The following is a 22,818-nucleotide window of genomic DNA, read 5'->3' on the forward strand; positions in this document are numbered from 1 at the left end:
ACCACGACACGACGACGCCTCCGTGGAGAGTCCCACGGAGGCGTCGTACAGAGGCAGTTGAGCCGGTCGAACCGTCAGACCGTGGAGTCCCGCTCCTCCGGGAGCTCGGCCTAGGCCTTGGCCTTTCCGCGTCGCACCTTCTCCAGCACCAGCGCGATGCCGACGACGACGGCTGCCACGAGCAGTGACAGCAGCACGGTCTCGCGGCCGTCGTGCTCCGTGTCGGTGAGCATGTAGCCGAGTACGAAGACGATCAGCGCGATCGTCGCGTACGTCAGATAGGGGTACAGCCACATCCGCACGACCAGCTTCTCCGGCGTCTCGCGCTCGATGATCTTCCGCATCCGCAGCTGCGAGAGGCAGATGACGAGCCAGACGAACAGGGCGACCGCACCGGAGGAGTTGACCAGGAAGAGGAAGACCGAGTCGGGGAACTCGTAGTTGAAGAACACCGCGACGAAGCCGAAGACGACCGAGGCGATGATCGCCGTCATCGGCACACCACGGCTGGTCGTACGGGCGAAGGCCTTCGGGGCGTCACCGCGCTGGCCGAGCGAGAAGGCCATGCGGGAGGCGGTGTAGAGACCGGAGTTGAGACAGGACAGTACGGACGTCAGCACGATGAACTTCATGATCTCGCCGGCGTTCGGGATGCCGAGCGAGTTCAGGGCGGCGACGTACGAACCGTCCTTCTGGATGGCGGCCGAGTCCCAGGGCAGCAGCGTGACCACCACGAAGATCGAGCCGAGGTAGAAGACGCCGATCCGCCAGATGATGCTGTTGGTGGACTTGGTGACCGCGCGCTGCGGGTTCTCGGACTCGCCCGCCGCGAGGGTGGCGATCTCGCTGCCCATGAAGGAGAAGACGACGAGCAGGATGCCGGTGAGGATCGCGCCCGGTCCGTTCGGCAGGAACCCGCCGTGGTCGGTGAGGTTCCCGAGCCCTGCCGTGTCGCTGTCGACACCCGGCAGTACGCCGAAGACCGCGAGCCCGCCGATGACGATGAACGCGCCGATCGCGACGACCTTGATCCCGGCGAACCAGAACTCGAACTCGCCGTACGAGCCGACGGACACGAGGTTCGTCGCGGTCAGGACGACCATGACGATGAGCGCCCAGCCCCACTGCGGTACGGCGGGCATCCAGCTCTCCAGGATCACGGCACCCGCGGTCGCCTCGATGGCGAGCACCACGACCCAGAAGAACCAGTACAGCCAGCCGATCGAGAACCCGGCCCACCGTCCGAGCGCCCGGTCCGCGTGCGCGGAGAACGAACCCGAGGTCGGATTGGCGGCGGACATCTCGCCGAGCATCCGCATCACGAGGACGACCATCGTGCCGACGAGGGCGTACGACAGGAGGATGCCGGGGCCCGCGGTGGCGATGCCGGAGCTGGAGCCGACGAAGAGGCCGGCGCCGATGACTCCGCCGATGGCGATCATCGAGAGATGACGGTTCTTGAGCCCGGCCTGAAGGCTGTCACCGGATTCTCCGGGGCCTCCGGGGCCTCCGGGGCCTCCGGGGCCTCCGGGGCCTCCGGGTCCGTCGGGGCCGCTTCCGGCCTGCGTCAGGGTCGGCTGCGAGGTCATAGGGGGGTATTCCTTTGCGCCGGGGACGGTGGGGGAGGTGCCTACGAGGGGGGAACGCCCGTACGAGGGGTACGCGAGCGGTGCATGAGCGGTGCATGAGCGGTGCATTGGCGGTGTACGGGCGATGCACGCGAAGTGCACAAGCCGGTCCAGTGAATCCCAGGCGAATGGATTCGTGAACCTTTGAATCCAGATCGTTACTTGAGGTTTCCTTGAGGTTCTGTAGTGTTGCCCACACTTTTCCGCCACTCGACACAGCGCGTTTCGTGCGCCTGCCCCGGCGGCGCCGATCGGAAACAGGCGTGTCACACTCGGACCATGCGTGTGTACCTCGGCTCCGATCATGCCGGTTTCGAACTCAAGAACCACCTCGTCGAGTGGCTCAGGGCGGCCGGGCACGAGCCCGTCGACTGCGGGCCCCTCATCTATGACGCCGAGGACGACTACCCGCCGTTCTGCCTCCGCGCCGCGGAGCGCACGGCGGCCGACCCGGGCTCGCTGGGCATCGTGATCGGTGGCTCGGGGAACGGGGAGCAGATCGCGGCGAACAAGGTCGCCGGGGTGCGGGCCGCGCTCGCGTGGAGCGAGCAGACCGCGGAGCTGGGGCGGGAGCACAACGACGCCAACGTCGTGGCCGTCGGTGCCCGGATGCACACCGAGGAGGAGGCGACCAAGTTCGTCGAGATCTTCCTCAACACCCCGTTCTCCGGCGTCGAACGCCACATCCGCCGGATCGACATGCTGACGGCGTACGAGACGACGGGCGAGCTGCCGGCGATTCCGGCGCACCACCCGCAGGGCTAGGGGCGTTTCCTCGCCCCCTGATCCTTGGTCCGTCCGGCGTTTGAGGACGAGCGCGTTCAGCGCGATGCGGGGGTCTGGGGGCGCCGTCCCCGGTCTCGGGAAGGGGTGGGGCTGGGGAAGAAGAGCCGCCCGTACAGCAACCGCACACCGACCAGGAGGCGCCGTGCCCGAAGGGCACACCATCCACCGGCTGGCCGAGGACTGCCTCGCCGGCTTCGGCGGCCGCAGGGCACAAGTCACCAGCCCCCAGGGCAAGTTCACGGACGCCGCGGCCCTCCTGACCGGCACGGAACTGACCACGGCGGAGGCCCACGGCAAACACCTCTTCCTCCGCTTCGAGTCCGAGGACTGGATCCACATCCACCTCGGCCTCTTCGGCAAGGTGAACTTCGGCACCACCCCCGCACCCCCGCCCACGGACACGGTCCGCCTGAGACTCGCGAACGACACCGCGTACGTGGACCTCCGCGGCCCCACCACCTGCACGCTGATCACGGACGCGGAGAAGCTGGCGGTACATGCCCGCCTGGGCCCGGACCCCCTGCGCGAGGACGCGGAACCGGCCCGCGCGTACCCGCGCATCGCCCGCAGCCGTACGACGATCGCCGCCCTCCTCCTGGACCAGAAGATCATCGCGGGCGTGGGCAACGTCTACCGCGCGGAGGTCCTCTTCCGGCACGGCATCGACCCGTACCGGGCGGGCAAGGACACCACGGCGGCCGAGTGGGACGCGATCTGGACGGACCTGGTCGCGCTGATGCGCCAGGGCGTCCGCAACAACCGGATCGACACCGTCCGACCGGAACACGAACCGGACGTGATGGGCCGTCCGCCGCGCAAGGACGACCACGGCGGCGAGGTCTACGTGTACCGCAGGGCCAACCTGCCCTGCCACATCTGTGGCGGCGAGATCCGCACCGCCGATCTCGCCGCCCGCAACCTCTTCTGGTGCCCTACCTGTCAGAAGGCCTGAAAACCGGCGGTTTTGAAACCGGCAGGCATGGAAGCCGCTGGGCGATCAGGCCCGATGGGCCGGTGGTAGGCGTGCCATACGGCTCAGAAACCATGCGGCAGCCACGGCGCCACGACGGAGGAGAAGCCCAGCGACGCCTCCGCGAGGGTGCCCTGGCGGAGCTCTCGCACCCGCCCGGACGCGGCGAGCGAGGCGAGGGACACGCCGCCGAGATACGCCGACCCCAACTCCCGTACGGACAGCGTGAGATCGGCCGCGTCGGCGGTCCGCGCGCAGGACGCTCCCTTCGCGTCGCCCGTGAGCCGCCAACGCCCCTCGTTCCAGGGGCAGAAGGCGTCCTCGACCTCGAACACGACATCCACGGGCGCCTGGTACGTCCGCGCCTCCAGGGCCGCGCCGATGTCGACGAGCCGGACGTACAACGAGTCCCGGAACGCCACGCCGCAGCGCCGGATGTCGGAGACCAGATGCTGCCAGGCGTCGTCGACGGGCCGGTTGTACGTCTTCACCGTCGACGTCAGGTCGATGTCGAAGAGGTGCTGCCACAGCGCCGCGTACGCGGCCGGGTCGAGCGCCTCCAGATCGCGCAGCTCGATGGTGCCCTTGGGGCCGGCCATGTCGCTGTCCGGCTTGTTGAAGTACCGCGCGTAGCCCACGACTTCGCCGTCCCGCTCCGCGAGCACGCACTGCAACGGCGACGAGCCCTTGCGGTCGCTCTCCGGGTCGAGCACCGGAAGCCGCTCCCAGCCGGGCCGGCGCTCCAGCATCCCGGGCCGGGCCGCCACCTGTCGCGCGTACACGGCCTCGCAGGCGTCGCGTACGGCCGGGGCGTCCGGCACCACGAGCCGCAGACGTACGTCATCCGTGCCCTGAGGCACCGACAGCCGCACCCGGGACGTGTCGATCTCGGCGCGCAGTTGGTGGGTCGCCATGCCGTAGCCGAACCGGCCGTAGATGACGGGCTCGGACGCCGTGAGCACGGCGAGGGGCTCGCCCCAGGACCGTACGTCGTCCAGCTGGCGCCGCATCATCGACCTCAGTACGCCGCGCCTGCGGTGCGTCGAGGCGACGCTCACCATCGTGACGCCGGCCGCCGGCACGGCCGCACCGCCCGGTACGGTGACCCGGTAGGTGAACGCCCCGGCCGTGCCCACACAGTCGTCGCCGTCCCAGGCGCCGATGAACCGGTCGTGCTCCGTGAGGTCGCTCCAAAGCGACCTCTCCTCGGGGGATTCCGTGACCCCGCCGAACGCGAGCTCCAGTTTCCCGTACCACTTGTCCCAGTCGTCCGGGCGCAGCACGCGCAAGTCTGTCGTCATGTCCTCATGCCTACCAGGGCAATCCGGGATGAGCGACTGTATTTCTCCCCACTCGGCAATGTCGGGTACCCATCCGGCCGTACGCTCTGCGAGGGTTGGAATTCCCTGTGACTTCCGTCCCCGGACGGGGGACAAGTGGGACCTCCCGTGCCAAGCACCTGGTCCGATGGATAGGGTCCCGAACTAATGGCAGCAGGACGAGAGCGGCGCGCGGAGGCCGAGACGTTCACGGCCCGGTTGAAGAAGCAGGTTCACCGGGTCCGCACCGGCCTGCGCAGATCCGCCGTCGACTACTTCCGCGGCGACGGCTCCGACTGGGTCGCGCTCGCCGCTCTGCTGCTGACGATTCCCGTGATCGCCGGCCTCACACTCATGAACGCGGTCTGGTGCTCGCCGGCGCTGCTCGTCCTGCCGATCGTCGCGGGCGGGCTGTTGCTGCGGCCGTCGAGTCTGCTCGGGCTGTACGCCGCGGCCGCCACCGCGCTGATCGTGGAGTCGGTGAAACTCGGGCCGTACACGGAGGGGCCTTCCCGGGTGACGCCGGGGATCGTGCTGGTCGTGGCCGCGTGCGGGTTCTTCGGGCTGTTGATCGCTCAGTTCCGCAGTCGGGTGGGTGTGCCGTGGCGGCGGGGCGGGACCATGCTGTTCGACCTGCGTGAGCGGATCCGGGTGCAGAGCAAGTTGCCGCAGCTGCCGATGGGTTGGCATCGGGAGATGGCTCTTCGGCCGGCCGGCGGGCAGTCGTTCTCCGGCGACTTCGTCGTCGCGGCGCGTACGAACGGGGGCCGCACGCTTGAGGTTGTCCTGACGGACGTTTCCGGCAAGGGGATGGACGCGGGGTCGCGTGCGCTGCTGTTGTCGGGGGCGTTCGGGGGCCTGCTGGGCTCGCTTCCGCCGCACGCGTTCCTGCCCGCGGCGAACGGGTACTTGCTCCGGCAGGACTGGGACGAGGGCTTCGCCACGTCGATCCACCTGGTCCTGGACCTGGACTCGGGCGACTACGAGTTGTTCTCGGCAGGCCATCCGCCGGGGCTTCAACTCAGCGCGGGGAGTGGGCGCTGGGAGGAGAAGGCCGCGGAGGGGCCGTTGCTGGGGGTGTACGACGGGGCCCAGTTCGACCCGGTGAAGGGTTCGTTGCGGCCTGGAGACGTCCTGATGCTCTTCACGGACGGCCTGGTGGAAACGTCCGACCGAGACATCGTCGAGGGCATCGACCGGCTGACCGGGGAGGCGGACCGGTATGTGGCCGGAGGCTTCCACGGCGCGGCGTGGCACCTCATCGAGGCGGTGGCGAAGGACGTGAACGATGACCGGGCGTTGCTGCTGATCTGCCGCGAGGGGGCGGCTGTGGGGCCGGTGACGGTTTGAGGGTTCGTGTTTGTCTGCGGGGCCGGTTTTGTCTGCGGGTTGGGTGTGGCTGGTCGCGCAGTTCCCCGCGCCCCTGGGTGGGTGGGGGCTGGGGGTTCGTTTCCTGGGTGCGGGGCCGCGACGGGACGTGCGTCCGCAGCCGGTGACGTAAGGCGCGGTTGCCGCACGGTTGCTGCGTTCGTGTGTCGTCGTACGCTGCGGACACACATCCCGCCGCACCCCTCCGGCAGGGGACCACCCGCACCCCGCCAGGGGCGCGGGGAACGGCGCGAGCAATCCACGTGGACCCGCACTCGACACACCATCCCCAACCCCCACCCACCCCAGGGGCGCGGGGAACTGCGCGACAAGCCCAGGGCGGCCCGCAGGTGACGTACAAGCGACGGGGGTCTGGGGGCGGAGCACCCAGTTTCGGGAAGGGGTGGGGTTGGGGAAAGGGAACCCACGCTCAACCAACCCGTACCTCCACCTTCTCCCGCCCCCCGGGCAACACCCCGGCCAACCACCCCGCCCGCCCCGCCGCCAACGGCCCAAGAACGGCCAGCACCAACACATACCCCGCGATGAACGGCGCCAGCCGCTCATCGAGCCCCACCCCCGCAGCCATCGTCGCGAGAATGAGCGCGAACTCCCCACGCGCAAGCAGCGTGGTGGAAACATTGCCGGCAGGCCCGGCCCCGAACCCGTACACCCGAGCCGCCCCCCAGCCCCGCCAACACGTTCAGGGTCGGGCCGGTCCGGCCAGTCCGGCAGGTCCGATTGGTGGGGTTTTCCTCAGCTCGACTCGGCGGTCGGCCTCATGGTCCCGAGGGGTCCCGAATCCGTAGTTTCGAGACATCGGCAGCGAGCGCGCTGCGACGAGCGATGTCACGAGCGATGCGACGAGTGAGGGAAGGCGGACCCGGCCATGGGGCTGCGCAAGAAGCGGTACGAGGACGGGGCCGCCGTACAGAGCACAACCAGTGCCGGCCGCCCGGCAGTTGTACAGGGCATGACCGGCCCGGCGGGAGACTGCGCTGTCGAACTCTGTGGCGTGCGGCGTCGGTACGGGCGCGGTGCCTCCGCCGTGCGGGCGCGCTCGACACCACCACCGCGGCCGAGGTCCTCGGTCTGCTGAGGCAGGCCGTGGACGGGCTCGGTGCCACGGTCGTCATGGTCACCCACGACCCGGCGGCCGCCGCCTGGGCCGACCGCGTCCTGTTCCTCGCCGACGGCTCGATCGCCGACCACCTGGAGCGTGCCCCGGCCGACCGGATCGCCGCCCGCATGGCGTCGCTGACGACGCCGTCCTACTCGGGAGCGGCAGCCTGATGTTCGTACCCAACGGCCTTGCCCGTGCCGCCGTCCGCTTCAAGCCCGCAGCCTTCGTGGGCAGGTTCGTCGCGCTCGCCATGGCCGCGCTGATCGTCTCGGCGTGCGGCATCCTCCTGGAGACCGGCCTGCGCGTCTCGGTTCCGCCCGTCCTCCCCCAGTCTCAACTTCGTTCGACCGGGGGGACCCCCATCGCCGACGTCCCCGTGGTCGCCGCCGCCGACCAGCGGGCCCACCTCGTCACCGGCCACGGCGAGGACCGCGAGGACGACGCCGTGCCGCTCCCGGACAAGGCCTGGCTGGACAACTCCCTGGTGGAGAAGGCCGGTTCGGTGGCCGGGGCGCGAGCGGCGGTGCCGGACGTGACCTTCCCCGTCCAGACGCGGGAGGGCGAGCAGGTCACCGCACACGGCTGGGGCTCGACCGCGTTCACCGTCGAGCGGCTGACGTCGGGGCAGGCCCCCGGGGAAGGCGAAGTCGTCCTCACGAAGGGGGTCTTCGCCAACGGGGTTGCACAGGGCGCGGTGGGTGACCGCGGCACCCTCACCACGGCCGACGGCCCCCGCACCTTCCGCGTCTCCGGGCTCACCAAGGCCGAGGCGCCCACGGCCTGGTTCACCGACACCGAAGCCGTACGCGTCTCCGGGCACCCCGGTCGCGTCGACGCCATCGCCGTCCTCCCGAAGGAGGGCGTGTCGGCCGGGACCCTCAAGTCCCAGGTGGAGCACGCCCTCGGGAACCGCGCCGAGGTGTACGCGGGCGACGACCGCGGGACCGTCGAGGACTCCTCCCTCGCCGAGGCCAAGGCACTGCTCGTCGCGCTCGCCGGCATCGCCCTCGGCACGGCCATCGCGCCGGCCACGCTCGTCCCGATGATGAAGGGCCTGACGGGCCAGGCGCCGTACATACCCCCGCTGGTGTACGGCTCGTTCGCGGCGGCCATGGTGATCCTCGGCCTGACGGCGGCGACCGTACCGGCCCGGGCCGCGATACGGGGCACACTCGACGCATGACCGAGAACGAGCGCCGAGTGACCGAGAGACCGCTGCTGACCCTCACCGAGGTCGAGGCCCTGGCCCGCAACGCCCACGCAGCCCAGACGGACAAGGCGGGCCGCCCGTACACCGAGCACCTGCGGGCCGTGGCCGACGGGGTACGGGCCCGCGGCGGCGACGAGGAGCAGATCGCCGCCGCCTGGCTGCACGACTCCGTCGAGGACGACGCGCTCTCCGAGGACTGGCTCCGCGAGGCCGCACTGTCCCGCCGTACGAAGGACATCGTGCTGGCCCTCACCAAGCGGCAGGGCGAGCCCCCGGAGGCCTACGCCGACCGCATCCTGGCAACCCCGGGAGCCCTCCTGGTGAAGGAGTCCGACCTGGCCCACAACGCGAACCCGGCCCGCCTGGAGGCCCTGGACGAGTTCACCCGAGCCCGCCTGACCCAGAAGTACACAAAGATGCGCAAACTCCTGGGCTTGCCGCGCCCCTGACCGCGCCCCTGCAGGGGCGCGGGGCTGTGACATTGTGCGGCTCCTCCCCCACTCTCGGCTCCTCCCCCACTCTCGGCTTCGCTCGAGCGGGGGGACCCCCATGAGCGGGGGGACCCCCATCGTGGGCGCGACGAGCCACGGCGGACCCGCAGGTTCAAAACGACGGCATCTCCCGCGCGGAGCGCCGCCGAGGGGCCGGCCCTTACGACTTGGCCCGCTCCCGGGCCAACTCCGCGGCGTCCCTCTTGAACGCCCACGCCATCCTCGGCTCCATGGCGAAGCGAAACACCCGCCGCACAGGCGGAGTACACAGCACCGTGATGAGCGCCGCCGCGGCAACCGTGAGGAAGATCTCGCCGAGTGGCTGGTTCAGCCAGGCGTAGTCGTCGTACCAGCCCCAGAAGCGGGAGCCCTTGGCGAGGAAGCCGTGCAGCAGATAGCCGTACAGCGTGCCCGCACCGAGCACCGTGAACCACATCGTGCGGCGCGGCACCCAGGCGAAGAAGCAGGAGGTGAGTACCAGCGAACAGCCGAACATCGCGAGCGTCATCACCACACCGGCCCACCAGGGGGCACCCAGCTCCTGGGCGCTGTCGCGGTGGTAGAACCACGCCGAGTTCATGCGTGGCCCCGCCCAGTACGCGAAGGCGAGCGCGCCCAGGAGGACCGGCACCGACAGGATCCGCACTTCGCGGCGCCGCATCAGCTGGAAGTGCTCGGGCTTCATGAACAGGCCCACGACGAAGAACGGCAGGAACTGCAGGACCCGCTGGAGGTCGAGGTCGTCGCCGATGTCGGGCGAGACGGAGGCGAGGGCGGCGATGGCGAGCGCGAGCGGCACGGGCCAGCGCACGACCTTCCACAGCGGTACGGTCATCCGCCACACGAACAGCGCGACCAGGAACCAGGTGAGGTACCACGGGTCGAGCAGACTGATCGGGTGGCTCGGGTCGTCGTCCGCCCACTTCTTGAAGAGGGAGTACGCGACCTCGAAGAGGACGTACGGCACGGCGATGCCCGTGACCAGCCGCTGGAGCCGGTCGGCGCGCATGTCGAAACTGCGGGAGAAATAGCCGGAGACGAGGATGAAGGCCGGCATGTGGAAGGTGTAGACGACCATGTAGAGCGCCTCGGCGGCGCGGCTGTGGTCGGTGAGCGGTTCCCAGGCGTGGCCCATCGCGACGAACACGATCGCCAGGTATTTCGCGTTGTCGAAGAACGCGTCGCGCTGCTTGACGGGCTTGGCGTCCGGCCCGGTGGTGGCGGTACCCGGGCGCGGGGATCCCGGGGTCTGCGGTGGTCGCGGGCTCGTTACTCCCGGCGCCGGTGTCTGGGCCGACGGGAGCGGAGCCCCTTGACGGCCGTGCGGACGGAGCGAGTTCGTCACAGGCCCTCCCACCAGGAGCTGGGGGAGACGATCCTGGACCTCGCTGCGCGTGCGGGGGACGTGGCAGCGTAGAACATCTGAGGCACCCTAGCGTTGTCGGTGTGATTTCGTAAAACCTCTGAGGTGAATCCTGCTTATCACCCGACGAGTACCCGGGATTTGATGAAGTCGACATAGTGATGTCCATGTCGATCGGTGTACTGCATGCGGGTGTTACGTCCGTATTCGTCATGACTAAATGGTGCATAGCACTCGCGGGCGACTCTGGTGAAATGTCTGGTTGATTCGTCTTTAGTGACCCGCTGTCAGTCTCGCCGGTGTGTCTGTGGCGGCAATTCGAATTGCCTGCGAACGGGTTGTGCGGGCGAGTGCGTGGACATGGCAACGATCATCCTGAATTTCTTGTGAGGGGAGTCACTCGAATTGCCGTGCGGTGTCTGCCTGTTCGCCTCTGTGACCGAACGGTGGCTCACCGGCCGCATACGCCGGGCCGGTTGGTGGCACGATGGTTCTGGCGGGGGTGCGCGGGGTTGCACCTCCGGGCCGGGAGAGCGGACCGACCTAGGGTGTGATCAGTTGTGGCCATTTCGCTGTCAGTGGTGCTGCTGTTGGGGATCGTCCTCGTGGTGTTGATACGAGGCGGATCGATCAAAGGCGGGCCGGCGGCAGTCGCCGTGCTCTTTGGATTCTTCCTTGCCTCCACAGGCATGGCGGACGACATCCAACGGTTCCTCAACTCGGTGGCGGAGACCATCAACTCGATCCAGTTCTGACCGACCGCGACGCACTCGGTGAACGGGAGCGAGCAGGTCACCAGGACATCGGGGCATCGGGGCACGACCACGGGGAGCGTGACCGTGAGGAGCGAGACCGCCGGGAGCGCCTGGCAGTTGCGTGAGAGCTGGGAGAGCCCGGTCGGAACCCTTCGGTGGGACCGCCTCGGGCCGGAGGGCGGCCCGCCCGTGGTGCTGCTGCACGGCACGCCGTTCTCGTCCTACGTGTGGCACGAGATCGCCCCGGCGCTGGCCGCTGACGGCCACCGGGTCCACGTCTGGGACATGCCCGGCTACGGCCGCTCGGCGAAGAGCGAGGGTCAGGACGTCTCGCTGAAGGCACAGGGCGAGGTGTTCGCCGAACTCCTGGGGGTCTGGGGGCTGTCGAACCCGTCGGTGATCGCGCACGACTTCGGCGGCTGCGTCGCACTCCGCGCACATCTGCTGCATCAGGCCGAGTACCGCCGCCTCGCCCTGGTCGACCCCGTCGCACTCGCCCCCTGGGGCTCACCCTTCTTCCGCCTGGTCGCCGAGCACGCGGCGGTCTTCGAGCAACTGCCCGCGCCGCTGCACGAGGCCCTGGTGCGCGAGTACGTGAGTTCCGCCAGCCATCGGGGACTGCTGCCCGAGGTCCTGGACGAGCTGGCCGCTCCCTGGACGGGCGCGGTCGGACAGGCGGCGTTCTACCGCCAGATCGCCCAGGCCGACCAGCGCTATACGGACGAGATCCAACCCCTCTACCCCACGCTGAACCTGCCCGTCACCGTCTGCTGGGCCACCGAGGACACCTGGATCCCACCCGCCAAGGGCGAGGAACTCGCCGCCCTGATCCCGGGCGCCCGCCTCCGCCCGATCCCGGACGCGGGCCACCTGGTCCCCCTGGACGCCCCGGCCCGCCTCCTGGGCGAGCTGATCGCCTTCCTCCGGAACTGAACCGGATCTCCACCGGAACCGATCCCGCCCCGGAAACGCGTCAGGGCCAGGCCGGAGAATGGATCTCCGGCCTGGCCCTGAGCCGTACAGAGCGGGCGACGGGAATCGAACCCGCGTAGCTAGTTTGGAAGACTAGGGCTCTACCATTGAGCTACGCCCGCACAGGACGCGCCGCAGGTCAGTGACGCGCGGCACGGAAGCATCGTAGCGGGTCGGAGCCCTCCGCCGCACACCCCACTCGGGAGGGCCGAAGCGCCCTGTGAAATGCGGGAGCCGCACTGCCTGCGGGCATGTACCCTACGTGTCGCACCAGACGGGGTGTGGCGCAGCTTGGTAGCGCGTCCGCTTTGGGAGCGGAAGGCCGTGGGTTCAAATCCCGCCACCCCGACCACCGTGCCGGACCACCGGCAAGATCGCCTTTTGGGGCGTGTACCACCTGCGGCTAGTATGCAAACTGCGCGCCCGTGTGTCTGCATTGTTACGTCCCTCAAGGGCCGCGAATCCGCTGAGACTCCGCCGCATCCGGCAGAGGACGTCAGCAGAACCCAAAGATGTCAGCCCCCAAGGAGACCGAACCGTGAAGAGCGCCGTGGAGACCCTGAACCCGACTCGGGTTCGGCTCAGCATCGAGGTGCCCTTCGAGGAGCTCAAGGACAGCCTCGACGCGGCGTACAAGAAGATCAACCAGCAGGTCACGGTGAAGGGCTTCCGGAAGGGCAAGATTCCGGCGCGCGTCATCGACCAGCGGTTCGGCCGCGGTGCGGTTCTTGAGGAGGCGGTCAACGACGCGCTTCCGAAGTTCTACACCGACGCCGTGAACGAGGCCGAGCTGAACGTCCTCGGCCAGCCCGAGGTCGACATCACGGAGCTGAAGGACGGCGAGACGCTGAACTTCACCGCCGAGGTCGACGTCCGCCCGACCATCGAGATCCCGGACTACTCCGGAATCGAGGTCGAGGTCGACGCCGTCGAGGTCGGCGAAGAGGACATCGACAAGGCCGTCGAGGAGCTGCGTGAGCGCTTCGCGTCGACCGCCCCGGTCGAGCGTGCCGCCGAGGCCGGTGATGTCGTCACCCTCGACCTGGAGGCCAAGGTCGACGGCGAGGTCCTGGAGGACGGCGTCGCGAGCGGCGTCTCCTACACCATCGGCTCCGGTGAGCTGCTGGACGGTATCGACGACGCCGTGACGGGCCTGGAGGCCGGTGGCGAGGCCACCTTCGCCTCGGAGCTCAAGGGCGGCTCGGCGGCCGGCAAGGAGGCCGAGGTCACCGTCAAGGTCACCCAGGTCGCCAAGCGCGAACTGCCCGAGCTGGACGACGACTTCGCGCAGCTCGCGTCCGAGTTCGACACCCTCGACGAGCTGAAGGCGGACAGCCGCAAGCGCCTGGAGAACATGAAGCAGTACGACCAGGCCACGCAGGCCCAGGAGCGCGTCCTGGAGAAGCTGCTGGAGCTCGTCGAGGTGCCCGTCCCCGAGAAGCTGCTCGAGGACGAGATCAACACCCGCAAGCACAACCTGGAGCACCACCAGCTCGGCCAGATGGGCATCGACCTCGAGAAGTACCTCGAGATCCAGGGCAAGACGGCCGAGGAGTTCGACACCGAGACCAAGGAAGCCGCGGTCAAGGGCATCAAGACGCAGTTCGTCCTGGACGAGCTCGTCAACAAGGAGAAGCTGAACGTCAACCAGGAGGAGCTCACCGAGCACCTCATGCGGCGCGCCGCCTCCTCCGGCATGTCCCCCGACCAGTTCGCCCAGGCGGTCGTCGAAGGCGGCCAGGTCCCGATGCTGGTCGGCGAGGTCGCCCGCGGCAAGGCCCTGGCCGTCGTGGTCGAGGCCGCCACGGTGAAGGACACGAACGGCGAGCTCGTCGACCTGGACGACGAGGACGAGGACGAGACCTCTGCCGAGGCCTCTGCCGAGGGCTCTGCCGAGGGCTCGACGGAGGAAGCGGCCGAGGAGGCCACCGAGGCTCCTGCGGCCTCCGACTCCTCCGAGGAGAAGACCGAGGCCTAGATCGCCTCGCCAGTACGTACTACGGGCCCCCGGGACATGTCCTGGGGGCCCGTAGGGCCTTCCAGGGGCGCGGGGCTGTATCGATGTGCGGCTCCTCCCCCACTCTCGGCTTCGCTCGAGCGGGGGGACCCCCATCGTGGGCGCGAGCAACCCACGACAACCCGCACCCGCCGACGCACCACCGTGGCAGACGCGACTGCGGCCCGGCGGGGGCTGAGCGCGCAGTTCCCCGCGCCCCCAAGAAGCCGGGGCGGGCCCGCCGTACCCCCTGCTCACCCAGCGGAGCGCATGCGCTCACAGCGAACAGTCACCTCTCCGGGATTCCCCGGAGGGACCCGCGCGTTAGGGTCCATGAGTACGAGGGCAGGGGAGTCCCCGGAGCCGTCCGACACGGCGCGCACACGGGGTCCCACGCCCCCAGCAGAAGACGTGAGACGGCCCGGCGCCGTCGTAAGACGAGCAGGTGGATACGTGACGAATCTGATGCCCACAGCCGCCGGCGACCCCATCGGTGGTGGCCTCGGCGACCAGGTCTACAACCGGCTGCTCGGCGAGCGGATCATCTTCCTCGGCCAGGCGGTCGACGACGACATCGCCAACAAGATCACGGCGCAGCTGCTGCTCCTTGCCTCCGACCCGGAGAAGGACATCTACCTCTACATCAACAGCCCCGGCGGCTCGATCACCGCCGGCATGGCGATCTACGACACCATGCAGTACATCAAGAACGACGTGGTGACGATCGCGATGGGCATGGCGGCCTCCATGGGCCAGTTCCTGCTGAGCGCGGGTACTCCCGGCAAGCGCTTCGCGCTGCCGAACGCGGAGATCCTGATCCACCAGCCCTCGGCCGGCCTCGCCGGTTCCGCGTCGGACATCAAGATCCACGCCGAGCGGCTGCTGCACACCAAGAAGCGGATGGCGGAGCTGACCTCCTTCCACACCGGCCAGACCGTGGAGCAGATCACCCGCGACTCCGACCGGGACCGCTGGTTCGACCCGATCGAGGCCAAGGCGTACGGCCTCATCGACGACATCATGCCCACCGCTGCCGGAATGCCTGGCGGCGGCGGCACCGGGGCGGCGTAGGCCGGCGGTCCGCGTCCGTACGCCGCTTCAGGCGTCGGCGCGTGGACCGACACCTAGCCCCTCCGAGCCCCCAGCCGACCGCCTCAGCCCTTATCAGGCTTTCCAGGAGACACAGTGAACGACTTCCCCGGCAGCGGCCTCCACGCCCGCGCGCAGGCCGAGTACACCGGTCCTCGCGCGGAGTCCCGCTACGTCATCCCGCGCTTCGTCGAGCGCACCTCGCAGGGCGTGCGTGAGTACGACCCGTACGCGAAGCTCTTCGAGGAGCGCGTGATCTTCCTCGGCGTGCAGATCGACGACGCCTCCGCCAACGACGTCATGGCGCAGCTGCTGTGCCTGGAGTCGATGGACCCCGACCGCGACATCTCGGTCTACATCAACAGCCCCGGCGGCTCCTTCACGGCACTCACCGCGATTTACGACACGATGCAGTTCGTGAAGCCGGACATCCAGACGGTTTGCATGGGCCAGGCCGCTTCGGCCGCCGCGATCCTGCTGGCCGCCGGTACACCGGGCAAGCGCATGGCACTGCCCAACGCGCGCGTGCTGATCCACCAGCCGTACAGCGAGACCGGCCGAGGCCAGGTCTCGGACCTCGAAATCGCGGCGAACGAGATCCTCCGCATGCGTGCCCAGCTGGAAGACATGCTGGCCAAGCACTCGACGACGCCGATCGAGAAGATCCGCGAGGACATCGAGCGCGACAAGATCCTCACGGCCGAGGACGCGCTCTCGTACGGCCTGATCGACCAGATCATCTCGACCCGGAAGATGAACAACGCCGCGGTCGCGTGACGCATAGCTGTATCGTCTGCCGCTCCTTGGCACGGTTCACGACAAAGTGAACCGCGCCAAGGGGGGCCCGAACGGGGGGCTCGGCAAGGTACCGTCGGACATAAGGCAGCACCAGGAGCCGCTGGACCTAGGCGTCTCCCAGGCGAAGGGGAAGCACACCGTGGCACGCATCGGTGACGGCGGCGATCTGCTCAAGTGCTCGTTCTGTGGCAAGAGCCAGAAGCAGGTCAAGAAGCTCATCGCAGGCCCTGGTGTGTACATCTGCGACGAGTGCATCGATCTCTGCAACGAGATCATCGAGGAAGAGCTCGCGGAGACGAGCGAGGTCCGCTGGGAGGAACTTCCCAAACCTCGTGAGATCTACGAGTTCCTCGAGGGGTACGTCGTAGGCCAGGAGTCCGCCAAGAAGGCCCTCTCGGTCGCGGTGTACAACCACTACAAGCGGGTCCAGGCCGGCGAGAACAGCACGGGTCAGAACCGCGAGGACGCCATCGAGTTGGCGAAGTCCAACATCCTGTTGCTCGGCCCCACGGGCTCGGGCAAGACGCTCCTCGCGCAGACCCTGGCGCGCATGCTGAACGTTCCGTTCGCCATCGCCGACGCGACGGCGCTCACGGAGGCGGGATACGTCGGCGAGGACGTCGAGAACATCCTGTTGAAGCTCATCCAGGCCGCGGACTACGACGTCAAGAAGGCCGAGACGGGCATCATCTACATCGACGAGATCGACAAGGTCGCGAGGAAGAGCGAGAACCCCTCGATCACTCGTGACGTGTCCGGCGAGGGTGTGCAGCAGGCCCTCCTGAAGATTCTCGAAGGCACCACGGCCTCGGTCCCGCCGCAGGGCGGACGCAAGCACCCGCACCAGGAGTTCATCCAGATCGACACGACGAACGTGCTGTTCATCGTGGGCGGCGCCTTCGCGGGCCTGGAGAAGCTGATCGAGTCCCGGGCCGGCGCGAAGGGCATCGGCTTCGGCGCGACGATCCGCTCGAAGCGCGAGATGGAGTCCAAGGACCAGTTCGAGGCCGTCATGCCCGAGGACCTCGTCAAGTTCGGCATGATCCCGGAGTTCATCGGCCGTCTGCCCGTCATCACTTCGGTGCACAACCTCGACCGCGAGGCCCTCCTCCAGATCCTCGTCGAGCCCCGCAACGCCTTGGTGAAGCAGTACCAGCGCCTCTTCGAACTCGACGGCGTGGAGCTGGACTTCGAGCGCGAGGCCATGGAGGCCATCGCCGACCAGGCGATCCTCCGCCAGACCGGCGCCCGAGGCCTGCGCGCCATCATGGAGGAAGTTCTCCAGTCCGTGATGTACGAGGTCCCGTCCCGCAAGGACGTGGCCCGCGTCGTCATCACCGCCGAGGCGGTCCGCTCGAACGTGAACCCGACCCTGATCCCGCGGGACGCCCGCGGCCGTGGCCCGGGCGAGCAGAAGACCGCCTAGGCGGCACGCACATACGAGGTACGAGGAAGGGGCCCCGGTCAACTGACCGGGGCCCCTTCCTCGTTGAGATTGCCGCTGGGACCGCTTGGAACGTACGGTCAGATCTTGACGCGGACTTCCTTGCGGAGCTTGGCCGCCGTCTCGGCCGATTCCGCGGGGTCGGCGCTCTTGCCCGCCGCGACGTCCGAGAGCTCCATGGGCATGACGAAACCGAGCGTGCTGTGGTCACCCCAGACGCAGTACGTCATGGTCACCGACTTCGGCGCGCCGGCCTCGGCGTCGGAGTTGTCCACCTTGGCGTCCTGGCACTTCATGACGGCCCCCTCCAGCGAGTCGGGCTCGTACGCCTTCGGGCTGCCGACCATGGTGACGCCTTGCTCGCCCTGGGAGTCCTTCTTCATGAAGGCGAGGAATCCGTCGACCGCCTTCTCCGGGTCCTCGATGTCGCCGTAGACGCCACCGTAGGTGAGCATCTTCCCGGCCAGCGGGTTGGACTTGTCGCCCGCCTGGTAGTTGGCGCTGACGTCCTTGGCGTTCTTCACACCCCAGGACTCGGCGTCCTTCAGGTCCGACTTGGACATGCCGTCGGAGCTGGAGGCATCACCCTTCTTGTACTCGGTGAGCACCGTCGCCGGAGTCGTCAGCTTGTGCGGGCCGTCGTCCGCCACGTCCGAGGAGCCGCCGCTGCTGCCGACGACGAAGTACGCGCCGACGGCGATCGCCGCCACGACCGCGACCGCGCCGATGATGAGGCCCGTCTTCTTCTTGCCGCCGCCCGGAGGCGGCGGCATCGGCGCGCCGTAGGGGGCGCCAGGGGGCTGCTGACCGTAAGGCGGCTGCTGCTGGCCGTAGCCGGGCTGCTGGGGCGGAACCCCGGGAGGAGCCTGCTGGGGGTACCCGTAGCCGGGCTGCGGCCCAGGCGCCTGCTGCGGATAGCCGTAGCCGGGCTGGGGGGCCTGCGGCGGCTGGCCGTAAGGACCCGGCTGACCGTACGGTCCGGGCTGCTGCGGCTGCCCGCCGTACGGGCCCGGCTGGTTGTAGCTCATCTCTGGGTTCCCCTCCAGATGCTTATGTGTTCCGGACATCCTGGCCCAAGGGTCGGGCGTGCGGAGGGCCGGGGCCCTCACCGTTACCAAGTAATCGAGTTCAGAGCGAGCCCGTGACACCCCTAAACTGACCCCGTGACCGAGAACGCTCAGCAGCAGACGCCAGCCAACACCCCCGAACTGCCGACCCAGTACGCGCCGGCCGAGGTAGAGGGGAAGCTGTACGAGCGCTGGGTTGAGCGGGGTTACTTCACCGCCGACGCGAAGAGCGAGAAGCCGCCGTACACCATCGTCATCCCGCCGCCGAACGTCACCGGGTCGCTGCACCTGGGCCACGCCTTCCAGCACACGCTCATGGACGCGCTCACGCGCCGCAAGCGCATGCAGGGGTACGAGGCGCTGTGGCTGCCGGGCATGGACCACGCCGGTATCGCCACGCAGAACAAGGTCGAGCAGCAGCTCGCCGAGGAGGGCAAGTCGCGGCAGGACCTCGGGCGCGAGGAGTTCGTCGAGCGCGTCTGGCAGTGGAAGGAAGAGTACGGCGGCAAGATCCTCGGGCAGATGCGCCGGCTTGGGGACGGTGTGGACTGGGACCGTGAGCGGTTCACCATGGACGAGGGGCTGTCCAAGGCCGTCCAGACCATCTTCAAGAAGCTGTACGACGACGAGCTGATCTACCGCGCCGAGCGCATCATCAACTGGTGTCCCCGCTGTCTGACGGCCATTTCGGACATTGAGGTCGAGTACCAGGAGGATGACGGCGAGCTCGTCTCCATCAAGTACGGCGAGGGTGATGAGACGCTCGTCGTCGCCACCACCCGCGCCGAGACGATGCTCGGTGACACCGCCGTCGCCGTTCACCCCGACGACGAGCGCTACCGCCACCTCATCGGCAAGCGCATCAAGCTGCCGCTGACCGACCGCGCCATCCCCGTCGTCGCGGACACGCACGTCGACCCCGAGTTCGGCACGGGTGCCGTCAAGGTCACCCCCGCCCACGACCCGAACGACTTCGCGATCGGCCAGCGCCACGGCCTGGAGTCGATCACGGTCATGGACGAGCGGGCGGTCATCACCGTCCACGGCCCCTTCGAGGGCCTCGACCGCTTCGAGGCCCGCTCCGCCATCGTCGGCGCGCTGCGCTCGCAGGGCCGGATCGTCGCCGAGAAGCGTCCGTACGTCCACAGCGTCGGGCACTGCTCGCGCTGCAAGACCACCGTCGAGCCGCGGCTGTCCATGCAGTGGTGGGTCAAGGTCGGCCCACTGGCCCAGGCCGCCGGTGACGCCGTCCGGGACGGCCGCGTCGCGATCCACCCCGCCGACATGTCGAAGCGTTACTTCGACTGGGTCGACAACATGCACGACTGGTGCATCTCACGCCAGTTGTGGTGGGGGCACCGGATCCCGGTCTGGTACGGCCCCGAGGGCCAGACGGTCTGCGTCGGCGCCGACGAGGAGCCGCCCGGCACCGAGGCCGAGGGCTGGAAGCAGGACACCGACGTCCTCGACACCTGGTTCTCGTCCGGCCTGTGGCCGTTCTCCACGCTCGGCTGGCCCGAACAGACCCCGGACCTGGAGAAGTTCTACTCGACGGACGTCCTGCTCACCGGCCACGACATCATCTTCTTCTGGGTCGCCCGGATGATGATGTTCGGTCTGTACGCGATGGACGGCGAGGTCCCCTTCAAGACCATCGCCCTCACCGGTCTGGTCCGCGACGAGCGCGGCAAGAAGATGTCGAAGTCGTTCGGCAACGTCGTCGACCCGCTCGACTGGATGGACGCGTACGGCTCCGACGCCGTCCGCTTCACCCTGGCCCGCGGCGCCAACCCCGGTACGGACGTGCCGATCGGCGAGGACTGGGTCCAGGCGTCCCGGAACTTCGCCAACAAGATCTGGAACGCCACGCGGTTCGCGCTGATGAACGGCGCGACGGTCGAGGGCCCGCTCCCGGACCCGTCCGAGATGTCGGCGACGGACCGGTGGATCCTCTCCCGGCTCAACAAGAGCGTCGCGGAAGTCGACGCGTTCTACGAGGACTTCCAGTTCGCGAAGCTCTCCGACGCGCTGTACCACTTCGCCTGGGACGAGGTCTTCGACTGGTACGTCGAGCTGTCGAAGACGACGTTCATGGCGGGCGGTGCCGCCGCCGACGTCAGCAAGCGGGTCCTCGGCGAGGTCCTGGACGTCACGTTGCGGCTGCTGCACCCGGTCGTCCCGTTCGTCACGGAGACGCTCTGGACCACCCTCACCGGTGGCGAGTCGGTCGTGATCGCGGACTGGCCGAAGGACAGTGGCTTCCGTGACGTCGGTGCCGAGCGCGAGATCGAGACGCTTCAGCAGGTCATCACGGAGGTCCGCCGCTTCCGTGCCGACCAGGGCTTGCAGCCCGGCCAGCGGGTCCCGGCCCGGCTGACCCTCGACGGGACCGCCTTCGCCCCGCACGAGGCGGCCATCCGTCAGCTGCTGCGGCTCCAGCCGGAGGGCGACGCCTTCGCGGCCACGGCGACCCTGCCGGTCGCGGGTGCTCAGGTCGCGCTCGACCTCTCCGGCACGATCGACGTGGTGGCCGAGCGGAAGCGGCTTGCCAAGGACTTGGCCGCCGCCGAGAAGGAGAAGGCGCAGGCGAACGGCAAGCTCGGCAACGAGGCGTTCCTCGCGAAGGCGCCGGATCATGTCGTGGACAAGATCCGGGGGCGGCTTGCCAAGGCCGACGAGGACATCGCTCGTATCCAGGCTCAGCTGGAGGGGTTGCCCGCGGCGTAGCCGCCTCCGGCGAGGGTGAGTGTGTGTACGTGGCCGAGGGCCCCGGGACCGGGTGGGACGCTGTTGTCCGGGTGGTTCCGGGGCCCTCGGTGTGCCCGTGCGCGAACGCTGCCGCTGGTGCGTTCGGAAGGTGCGGGCCGGTGGGGGCTTGTCGCGCAGTTCCCCGCGCCCCTACCGGGGCGCGGCCTCCGTAGACTGGGTGTGTGAGTGAGCTCCCGCACGACAGTAGTGAGTCCGACCCGTTCGACGAGATCGTCGAGGCGGAGACCGAGCGCGATCCCGATCTTGCCGTGATCGAGGCCGGCAGCCGCACCCTGCGTACGCGGGGCGGGCAGCCGCAGGCCGACGTTCCAGGGCGTCCGGCCGATCCCGAGACGGACAAGGCGCTCCGTGAGGTCGAGGTCGAGCTCGCCACGCGCTGGGGCGAGACCAAGCTGGAGCCGTCCGTGAGCCGGATCTCCGCGCTCATGGACGTGCTGGGGGAGCCGCAGCGCGCGTACCCCTCCATCCACATCACGGGGACGAACGGCAAGACGTCGACCGCCCGCATGATCGAGGCCCTCCTCGGCGCCTTCGACCTGCGCACCGGGCGGTACACCTCGCCGCACGTCCAGTCGATCACCGAGCGCATCAGCCTGGACGGCGCCGCGATCCCCGCCGAGCGGTTCGTGGAGACGTACCGGGACATCCAGCCGTACGTCGAGATGGTCGACTCCCAGCAGGAGTTCCGGCTCTCCTTCTTCGAGGTGCTCACGGGCATGGCGTACGCGGCCTTCGCGGACGCGCCCGTCGACGTGGCCGTCGTGGAGGTGGGCATGGGAGGCAGTTGGGACGCGACGAACGTGATCGACGGGGACGTCGCCGTCGTGACCCCGATCGATCTGGACCACACCGACCGGCTCGGTACCACCCCCGGGGAGATCGCCAAGGAGAAGGCCGGGATCGTCAAGCAGGACGCGACGGTGATCCTGGCCCAGCAGCCCGTCGACGCCGCCCAGGTGTTGCTCAAGAAGGCCGTCGAGGTCGATGCCACAATCGCCCGCGAGGGGCTCGAGTTCGGCGTCGTGAGCCGCCAGGTCGCCGTCGGCGGGCAGTTGCTGACTCTCCGGGGGCTGGGCGGGGAGTACGAAGAGGTGTACATCCCGCTGCACGGGGCGTACCAGGCGCACAACGCGGCGGTGGCGCTCGCCGCGGTGGAGGCGTTCTTCGGGGTCGGGTCCCAGCGGCCCGACCCGCTCGACATCGGCACGGTCCGCAAGGCCTTCGCGGCGGTCTCCTCGCCCGGGCGGCTGGAGATCGTGCGGCGGTCGCCGACGGTCGTGCTGGATGCCGCGCACAATCCGGCGGGGGCCCGGGCGACCGCCGAGGGAGTCCGTGAGGTCTTCGACTTCAGCCGGCTGATCGGTGTCGTGGGAGCGAGCGGCGACAAGAACGTACGGGGGCTGCTGGAGGCCTTCGAGCCGATCTTCACCGAGGTCGTCGTGACGCAGAACTCCACCCCTCGGGCGATGGACGCGGACTCGCTCGCCGCGCTCGCCGTCGAGGTGTTCGGGGAGGACCGGGTGCAGGTCGAGCCCCGGCTGGACGACGCGTTGGAGGCCGCGATCACGTTGGCCGAGGAGGAGGCCGAGTATGCGGGCGGTGGTGTCCTGGTGACCGGTTCCGTGATCACTGTGGGCGAGGCCCGGTTGCTGCTGGGGAGGGGCTGATCC

The 22,818-nt window shown here is 68.9% G+C and carries 17 protein-coding genes, 2 tRNA genes and 2 pseudogenes; 15 read left to right on the forward strand and 6 right to left on the reverse strand.

Translation table 11 applies throughout. The features are described 5' to 3' along the window. Nucleotides 1-110 precede the first annotated feature (110 nt). Nucleotides 111-1,589 carry an amino acid permease gene (locus OHA11_RS31100; RefSeq protein WP_266502088.1) on the reverse strand — a complete coding sequence of 493 codons (1,479 nt, stop codon included), beginning with the start codon at nucleotides 1,587-1,589 and terminating at the stop codon, nucleotides 111-113. 318 nt (nucleotides 1,590-1,907) lie between these two features. Between OHA11_RS31100 and OHA11_RS31105 the strand changes: the two genes are divergently transcribed. Beyond that, nucleotides 1,908-2,393 carry a ribose-5-phosphate isomerase gene (locus OHA11_RS31105; RefSeq protein ID WP_266502089.1) on the forward strand — a complete coding sequence of 162 codons (486 nt, stop codon included), beginning with the start codon at nucleotides 1,908-1,910 and terminating at the stop codon, nucleotides 2,391-2,393. Nucleotides 2,394-2,556: 163 nt separating this feature from the next. Further along, nucleotides 2,557-3,366: an Fpg/Nei family DNA glycosylase gene (locus OHA11_RS31110; protein WP_266502091.1), complete on the forward strand. Its 810-nt coding sequence runs from the start codon at nucleotides 2,557-2,559 to the stop codon at nucleotides 3,364-3,366. Nucleotides 3,367-3,449: 83 nt separating this feature from the next. On the opposite strand, the gene OHA11_RS31115 is transcribed toward OHA11_RS31110, so the two are convergent. Beyond that, nucleotides 3,450-4,685 carry a GNAT family N-acetyltransferase gene (locus OHA11_RS31115; RefSeq protein ID WP_266502093.1) on the reverse strand — a complete coding sequence of 412 codons (1,236 nt, stop codon included), beginning with the start codon at nucleotides 4,683-4,685 and terminating at the stop codon, nucleotides 3,450-3,452. A 186-nt stretch (nucleotides 4,686-4,871) separates the two neighbouring features. On the opposite strand from OHA11_RS31115, the gene OHA11_RS31120 reads away from it, so the two are divergent. Beyond that, nucleotides 4,872-6,053: a PP2C family protein-serine/threonine phosphatase gene (locus OHA11_RS31120; protein ID WP_266502094.1), complete on the forward strand. Its 1,182-nt coding sequence runs from the start codon at nucleotides 4,872-4,874 to the stop codon at nucleotides 6,051-6,053. Nucleotides 6,054-6,501: 448 nt separating this feature from the next. On the opposite strand, the pseudogene OHA11_RS31125 reads toward OHA11_RS31120, so the two are convergent. Next, a pseudogene (locus tag OHA11_RS31125) lies at nucleotides 6,502-6,753 on the reverse strand (cation/H(+) antiporter); the annotation flags it as partial. A gap of 371 nt (nucleotides 6,754-7,124) precedes the next feature. Here OHA11_RS31125 and OHA11_RS31130 point away from each other — a divergent pair. The 3 genes and pseudogenes from OHA11_RS31130 to OHA11_RS31140 form a co-directional block, all read left to right on the forward strand. Then, nucleotides 7,125-7,364, forward strand: a pseudogene (locus tag OHA11_RS31130) (ABC transporter ATP-binding protein); the annotation flags it as partial. Then, the gene (locus OHA11_RS31135) at nucleotides 7,364-8,377 is read left to right on the forward strand and encodes a hypothetical protein (protein WP_266502095.1); all 1,014 of its coding nucleotides are present in this window, start codon (nucleotides 7,364-7,366) and stop codon (nucleotides 8,375-8,377) included. The pseudogene OHA11_RS31130 and the gene OHA11_RS31135, both read left to right, overlap by 1 nt. Continuing rightward, entirely contained in the window at nucleotides 8,374-8,853 is a 480-nt protein-coding gene (locus OHA11_RS31140; protein ID WP_266502097.1) for an HD domain-containing protein, read from the forward strand. Before OHA11_RS31135 ends, OHA11_RS31140 begins: the two co-directional genes overlap by 4 nt. Nucleotides 8,854-9,055: 202 nt before the next feature. Here OHA11_RS31140 and OHA11_RS31145 read toward each other — a convergent pair whose 3' ends face one another. Beyond that, the gene (locus tag OHA11_RS31145; protein WP_266502099.1) at nucleotides 9,056-10,240 is read right to left on the reverse strand and encodes an acyltransferase family protein; all 1,185 of its coding nucleotides are present in this window, start codon (nucleotides 10,238-10,240) and stop codon (nucleotides 9,056-9,058) included. A gap of 578 nt (nucleotides 10,241-10,818) precedes the next feature. On the opposite strand from OHA11_RS31145, the gene OHA11_RS31150 reads away from it, so the two are divergent. Then, nucleotides 10,819-11,013 (forward strand): hypothetical protein, encoded by a 195-nt coding sequence (locus OHA11_RS31150; protein WP_266462266.1) that lies wholly within the window; start codon nucleotides 10,819-10,821, stop codon nucleotides 11,011-11,013. Between the two features lie 84 nt (nucleotides 11,014-11,097). After that, entirely contained in the window at nucleotides 11,098-11,946 is an 849-nt protein-coding gene (locus OHA11_RS31155; RefSeq protein ID WP_266502101.1) for an alpha/beta fold hydrolase, read from the forward strand. Nucleotides 11,947-12,036: 90 nt separating this feature from the next. Here the strand turns inward: OHA11_RS31155 and OHA11_RS31160 are convergent. After that, nucleotides 12,037-12,107 (reverse strand) — tRNA-Gly (locus OHA11_RS31160). Between the two features lie 153 nt (nucleotides 12,108-12,260). On the opposite strand from OHA11_RS31160, the gene OHA11_RS31165 reads away from it, so the two are divergent. From OHA11_RS31165 to clpX, 5 genes are all read left to right on the forward strand, one after another. Further along, nucleotides 12,261-12,337: transfer RNA gene (locus OHA11_RS31165), tRNA-Pro, on the forward strand. Nucleotides 12,338-12,523: 186 nt separating this feature from the next. Next, a complete protein-coding gene (gene tig / locus OHA11_RS31170) occupies nucleotides 12,524-13,963 on the forward strand; it encodes a trigger factor (protein WP_266502103.1) in 1,440 nt (479 codons plus the stop codon). Nucleotides 13,964-14,446: 483 nt separating this feature from the next. Further along, complete coding sequence (locus OHA11_RS31175; protein ID WP_186001018.1) at nucleotides 14,447-15,052, forward strand: ATP-dependent Clp protease proteolytic subunit; 606 nt, start codon at nucleotides 14,447-14,449, stop codon at nucleotides 15,050-15,052. Nucleotides 15,053-15,166: 114 nt separating this feature from the next. Then, entirely contained in the window at nucleotides 15,167-15,847 is a 681-nt protein-coding gene (locus OHA11_RS31180) for an ATP-dependent Clp protease proteolytic subunit (protein ID WP_266502104.1), read from the forward strand. Between the two features lie 160 nt (nucleotides 15,848-16,007). Continuing rightward, nucleotides 16,008-17,294, forward strand: coding sequence for an ATP-dependent Clp protease ATP-binding subunit ClpX (clpX, locus tag OHA11_RS31185; protein ID WP_055611895.1), 1,287 nt, complete (start codon nucleotides 16,008-16,010; stop codon nucleotides 17,292-17,294). A gap of 98 nt (nucleotides 17,295-17,392) precedes the next feature. On the opposite strand, the gene OHA11_RS31190 is transcribed toward clpX, so the two are convergent. Continuing rightward, nucleotides 17,393-18,340 carry a hypothetical protein gene (locus tag OHA11_RS31190; protein WP_266502105.1) on the reverse strand — a complete coding sequence of 316 codons (948 nt, stop codon included), beginning with the start codon at nucleotides 18,338-18,340 and terminating at the stop codon, nucleotides 17,393-17,395. A gap of 135 nt (nucleotides 18,341-18,475) precedes the next feature. On the opposite strand from OHA11_RS31190, the gene OHA11_RS31195 reads away from it, so the two are divergent. Next, nucleotides 18,476-21,106, forward strand: a complete 2,631-nt coding sequence (locus OHA11_RS31195; RefSeq protein WP_266502107.1) for a valine--tRNA ligase — start codon at nucleotides 18,476-18,478, stop codon at nucleotides 21,104-21,106. 203 nt (nucleotides 21,107-21,309) lie between these two features. After that, the gene (locus OHA11_RS31200; RefSeq protein ID WP_266502109.1) at nucleotides 21,310-22,815 is read left to right on the forward strand and encodes a folylpolyglutamate synthase/dihydrofolate synthase family protein; all 1,506 of its coding nucleotides are present in this window, start codon (nucleotides 21,310-21,312) and stop codon (nucleotides 22,813-22,815) included. Nucleotides 22,816-22,818: the final 3 nt, after the last annotated feature.

The sequence above is a fragment of the Streptomyces sp. NBC_00878 genome (genome assembly GCF_026341515.1).
In the GTDB taxonomy this organism is placed as follows: domain Bacteria; phylum Actinomycetota; class Actinomycetes; order Streptomycetales; family Streptomycetaceae; genus Streptomyces.

Excerpts from the sequence above, each read along its gene's own strand:
- OHA11_RS31100 (WP_266502088.1), bottom strand. The coding sequence starts at position 1,589 with ATGACCTCGCAGCCGACCCTGACGCAGGCCGGAAGCGGCCCCGACGGA.
- OHA11_RS31105 (WP_266502089.1), top strand. The coding sequence starts at position 1,908 with ATGCGTGTGTACCTCGGCTCCGATCATGCCGGTTTCGAACTCAAGAAC.
- OHA11_RS31115 (WP_266502093.1), bottom strand. The coding sequence starts at position 4,685 with ATGACGACAGACTTGCGCGTGCTGCGCCCGGACGACTGGGACAAGTGG.
- OHA11_RS31120 (WP_266502094.1), top strand. The coding sequence starts at position 4,872 with ATGGCAGCAGGACGAGAGCGGCGCGCGGAGGCCGAGACGTTCACGGCC.
- OHA11_RS31135 (WP_266502095.1), top strand. The coding sequence starts at position 7,364 with ATGTTCGTACCCAACGGCCTTGCCCGTGCCGCCGTCCGCTTCAAGCCC.
- OHA11_RS31140 (WP_266502097.1), top strand. The coding sequence starts at position 8,374 with ATGACCGAGAACGAGCGCCGAGTGACCGAGAGACCGCTGCTGACCCTC.
- OHA11_RS31175 (WP_186001018.1), top strand. The coding sequence starts at position 14,447 with ATGCCCACAGCCGCCGGCGACCCCATCGGTGGTGGCCTCGGCGACCAG.
- OHA11_RS31190 (WP_266502105.1), bottom strand. The coding sequence starts at position 18,340 with ATGAGCTACAACCAGCCGGGCCCGTACGGCGGGCAGCCGCAGCAGCCC.